The 4454-nt window shown below is 44.8% G+C and carries 4 protein-coding genes; 1 reads left to right on the forward strand and 3 read right to left on the reverse strand.

All coding sequences use genetic code 11. The features are described from left to right. Positions 1 to 98: 98 nt before the first annotated feature. The gene (locus RAC86_RS35730; protein ID WP_061186671.1) at positions 99 to 269 is read right to left on the reverse strand and encodes a YrzK family protein; all 171 of its coding nucleotides are present in this window, start codon (positions 267 to 269) and stop codon (positions 99 to 101) included. Between the two features lie 132 nt (positions 270 to 401). Between RAC86_RS35730 and RAC86_RS35735 the strand changes: the two genes are divergently transcribed. Continuing rightward, a complete protein-coding gene (locus RAC86_RS35735; RefSeq protein WP_072566621.1) occupies positions 402 to 1955 on the forward strand; it encodes an N-acetylmuramoyl-L-alanine amidase family protein in 1554 nt (517 codons plus the stop codon). A gap of 26 nt (positions 1956 to 1981) precedes the next feature. On the opposite strand, the gene dtd is transcribed toward RAC86_RS35735, so the two are convergent. Continuing rightward, positions 1982 to 2422, reverse strand: a complete 441-nt coding sequence (gene dtd / locus RAC86_RS35740) for a D-aminoacyl-tRNA deacylase (protein WP_072183431.1) — start codon at positions 2420 to 2422, stop codon at positions 1982 to 1984. A 12-nt stretch (positions 2423 to 2434) separates the two neighbouring features. After that, the coding region (gene relA, locus RAC86_RS35745; protein ID WP_377886699.1) for a GTP diphosphokinase at positions 2435 to 4454 on the reverse strand (2020 nt) is incomplete at its 5' end.

Consider the following 4454-nt stretch of genomic DNA (forward strand, 5'->3'; position numbering starts at 1 on the left):
CATGCAATCTGACCTACTCTTCTCCATTATTGGTTCAAATCTTTCATCATTTGCTATGTACTCAATTTCTATTATAATAATGGGATTGGGGTTCTCTGTCAAGCTTTATTCCGGTTGTTTTTCCTCATCGCTGCTTCTTTGGACATAAGACCAAATTCAGATGCTGTTTCAGTAAGATAACCGGTCGCTTCGGGATCTGCGTGATCGCTGTAATGCAGATTTGCTTCACCGTCGTGAAATGCACGTCCCATTTTTGGATGATATTTCATGATTTGCACACCTTTTTGATTGTATTTATGCCTAGTATAAACAAATCATTTTATTTTTATTTAAAAATCAGAAAGGACTTTACGATAATAAGCAAGAATGCTTTTTTAATGATCATCAGAAAGGAGGACACAATGAGCAAGAAATACTTTGTTCTTATTGTATCTATTATTTTCGCCGGGGCGCTTTTCCCGCCACTTTCCTCCGTTACAGCCGCTCAAGGAGAAGCGGTCATCGCAACAGATGAAATGAACGTCAGAAGCGGTCCGGGGCTTAGCTACGGGATTACAGCGGAAGCGAAAAAAGGAGAGCGCTACCCGATTTTAAAGGAAGATGGAGACTGGGTGCAGATACAGCTTGGTTCCGGAGAAAAAGGATGGGTGGTCTCCTGGCTTATTACAAAGGAAGACCAGGCCAGCACAAGCTCTACGGAAAGCAGTGATACTGTGACATCAACAGACCCCGATCTGCGGATGAGAACCGGACCAGGTACTTCATACGAAGTCATCGGCAAATTCCCGCAAGGCAGCCAAGCGTCTGTCATCGATAAAGATTCAGGCTGGATCAAGATATCCTATCAAAATGCCACTGGGTGGGTGTCATCTGAATATGTTACATCAGGCCGCAGCAGTTCAGCGTCTTCTGAGAGTGCTCAAACCGAATCTTCCGGTGCTTCAACGGGCACGGTCGGTGTATCTTCACTAAATGTAAGAGCCTCCGCCTCACATGACGCAGCGATTTTAACGAAACTTGATCGCGGAACGAAGCTTTCGATTCTCAACGAGAAAAACGGCTGGGCCCACATCGAGGTGAATGGGCTGAAAGGCTGGGTTGCAAGCCATTACCTTTTATCTAGTTCTGATCCAGCTGAAAGTTCGACAAATGCCGGCAGTTCATCCTCCGCTAAAAAAGCCTATATTGTATACGGAGGAACGAATGTAAGAAGTGATGCATCTACATCAGCTTCGATCGTTGAACGTGCTGCCAAAGGCGATTCGTTTACCATTACAGGTTCAAAGGGCAGCTGGTATGAGATTAAGCTTGATAACGGGCAGACTGGTTATGTAGCCAATTGGGTGGTCCAAACGTCTAAAAGCGCAGAAGAAGCAGGTGAACCCCCTGTCTCTGATTCCCCGTCCGGAAACGGTTCTCTGAACAATAAAACGATTATTGTTGACCCGGGACACGGAGGAAAAGACAGCGGAACGATCGGCTATTCGGGTAAATTCGAGAAAAACCTGACGATCAAAACGGCAAAACTGCTTGCCAGTAAACTCAGATCAGCTGGAGCCGATGTGTATGTGACACGCCAGGATGATACCTTTGTCAGCTTACAGTCACGTGTTTCTACGTCTCACTATCGCAACGCTGACGCATTTATCAGCATTCACTATGACAGCTATGCGGATACTTCCACGAGAGGCAGCACTGCTTACTACTACAGTCCTGCCAAAGATGAGGAACTGGCATCAGATGTACACTCTGAAGTGGTGAAGCGTTCTTCCATTCCTGACCGCGGCGTATTATTCGGAGATTATTATGTGCTTCGGGAAAATAGACAGCCCGCTATGCTGTATGAGCTGGGATATGTAAGCCATCCGCAGGAAGAAGCCATTGTACATAGCAATTCATACCAAGAAAAAGTTACAGACGGGATTGAAAGCGGACTAGAGAAATATTTCCAATAAAAAAAGCTGCCTTTTGGCAGCTTTTTTTATTTTGAATCCATAATGAGCGTGACTGGTCCAGAGTTTGTTAGCTGAACATCCATCATTGCTCCAAACGTTCCAGTCTCCACTTTGATTCCTTTTTCACGAAGCAGGTCGTTCCATTTTTCATAAAGACCTAAAGCTTTATCAGGTTTGGCGGCGTTCATGTAGTTCGGACGGCGCCCTTTTCTCGTATCTCCATAAAGCGTAAACTGTGAGACAGATAAAATCTCTCCTCCTATATCTAAAAGAGACAGATTCATTTTTCCTTCACTGTCATCGAAAATACGAAGATGAACAACTTTATCAGCTAAATAAGCTGCATCCTCTTCTGTATCATCGTGAGTGATGCCGACCAGCACCATGATGCCTTGTCCAATTTGGCCGACGACCTCTTCATCCACTGTAACGCTTGCTTTTGTTACTCGCTGAACAACTAATCTCATTTTCTAACCCCTTTAGTTCATGACGCGGCGCACAGAATAGATATCTCTTATCTGTTTAATACGCTCGACGACTTTGTGCAAGTGATTAATGTTCTGAATAAAAATCGCCATATGAATGGTTGCCACTTTATTGCGATCCGATTTGCCAGAGACGGATGAAATATTTGTTTTCGTTTCATTTACTGCCTGAAGCACCTCGTTCAGCAATCCGCGGCGGTCATAACCAAGAATCTCTATCTCAACATTGTATTCCTTGCGCTTTTGAACCTGTGACTCATGTTCCCACTCTACCGGGATCAGCCGCTCCTGGGCTTCATTCGTTTTGACATTCGGACAGTCTTCACGATGGACCGAAACCCCTCTGCCTTTTGTGATAAATCCGACAATATCGTCACCCGGTACAGGATTGCAGCATTTTGACAAACGGACAAGAAGATTGTCGATGCCCTTGACACGAACGCCCGCTTCCCGTTTTCTGCCCTGCGGGTATGGTTTAGGTTCCGCATTGACTTCTTGAACGATCTTTTCCTGTTCTTCCTGATCGCGCTGCTTTCTCTCTTTTTCTGTCAGGCGGTTTGCCACCTGTAAGGCTGTAATGCCGTTGTAGCCGACCGCTGCGTACATATCCTCTTCATTTGAGAAATTAAACTTGTCAGCAACCTTCTGGATATTTTCCGGCGTTAAGACTTCCTTCACTTCGAAATCCAGATTTTTAATTTCTTTTTCGACCAGCTCACGGCCTTTTTCAACATTTTCTTCGCGCCGCTGTTTCTTAAAGAATTGACGGATCTTATGCTTCGCCTGGGATGTTTGCGCAAGCTTGACCCAATCCTGGCTCGGACCGTAGGAATGCTTAGAGGTGAGAATTTCAACGATATCACCTGTCCGAAGCTTATGGTCCAGCGTTACCATTTTTCCGTTTACTTTGGCACCGATTGTTTTATTGCCGATTTCCGAGTGAATCCGGTAAGAAAAATCAATCGGAACAGAACCGGACGGAAGCTCGATTACATCTCCTTTCGGCGTAAAAACATACACCATGTCAGAAAACAAATCGATTTTGAGCGATTCCATAAATTCTTCTGCATCTGTTGATTCATTTTGAAATTCTAAAATTTCACGGAACCAAGAAAGCTTTTTCTCAAAAGTTGCGCCTTCATTGGCCGCTTTCCCTTCTTTATAAGCCCAGTGAGCCGCAACCCCGTATTCCGCAATTTCATGCATTTCAAAGGTGCGGATCTGCACTTCCAGCGGATCGCCTTTAGGCCCGATAACCGTTGTATGAAGCGATTGATACATATTCGGCTTCGGCATTGCGATATAATCTTTGAATCTGCCTGGCATCGGCTTCCAGCATGTGTGAATGATGCCGAGCACCGCATAACAGTCCTTTATGCTATTCACAAGAATGCGAACAGCCAGCAAATCGTAAATTTCGTTGAATTGCTTATTTTGCAGCACCATTTTGCGATAAATGCTGTAAATATGTTTCGGACGTCCCGAGAAGTCAGCCTTGATGTTCACTTCTTCGACACGTTTCTTCACTTCATTGACAACCTCATCGACATAAAGCTCACGTTCTGCGCGTTTCTTCTTCATGAGGTTGACAATTCTGTAATATTGCTGAGGATTCAAATAACGGAGCGCCGTATCTTCCAATTCCCACTTAATTTTTGAAATCCCGAGACGATGCGCCAAAGGAGCAAAAATCTCCAGTGTTTCATTGGAAATTCTCCGCTGTTTTTCCTGAGGCAGATGTTTCAGCGTCCGCATATTGTGGAGACGATCCGCCAGCTTGATCAGTATGACCCGGATATCTTGAGCCATAGCGACAAACATTTTGCGATGATTTTCCGCCTGCTGTTCCTCTTGAGATTTATATTTAATTTTACCGAGCTTCGTTACGCCGTCCACAAGCATTGCCACTTCTTCGGAAAATGCTTCTTTCAGGTCATCGAGCGTCACATCTGTATCTTCCACGACATCGTGCAGAAATCCGCCCGCAATTGTGGAAGGGTCCATTTCAAGATCA

This window comes from Bacillus sp. LR_5 (genome assembly GCF_042709275.1).